Raw genomic sequence first — 442 nt, forward strand, 5'->3', positions numbered from 1 at the left:
TACGACGTCTACTACCGCGTCCACGCCTCCAACATCGGCTGGATGGCCTGGGCCAAGGACGGCGAGGAGGCCGGCACCACGGGCTTCGGCAGGAGCGTCGAGGCCGTCCAGATCAGGCTCGTCAAGAAGGGCGACGCCGTCCCCTCTTCCGACGGCGCCAACGTCGACTACGCCTTCAAGAAGAAGCCCATGTCCCTGACTTATCGGGCCCACGTCTCCAACGTGGGCTGGCAGGGCGCCGTCTCGGACGGCGCGACCGCCGGCACCACCGGCCGCGGCCTCGCCCTCGAGGACCTCAAGCTCTCGCTCGACAGCTCCGACTACTCGGACGGCTCTTCCGTCCAGATCGACGCCCACGTCTCTGGCATCGGCTGGCAGGGCTGGGACACCCCCTCGGCCTCCGAGGGCGGAACCACCGGCCAGGGACGCGCCGTCGAGGCCG

Annotated in this window: 1 pseudogene; it reads left to right on the top strand. The window is 69.9% G+C overall.

Annotated features, from left to right (window positions below):
* Positions 1–442 (top strand): annotated as a pseudogene (locus tag GPK42_RS09530) (C39 family peptidase); the annotation flags it as partial.

The sequence above is a fragment of the Collinsella aerofaciens genome (genome assembly GCF_018785265.1).
In the GTDB taxonomy this organism is placed as follows: domain Bacteria; phylum Actinomycetota; class Coriobacteriia; order Coriobacteriales; family Coriobacteriaceae; genus Collinsella; species Collinsella aerofaciens_AI.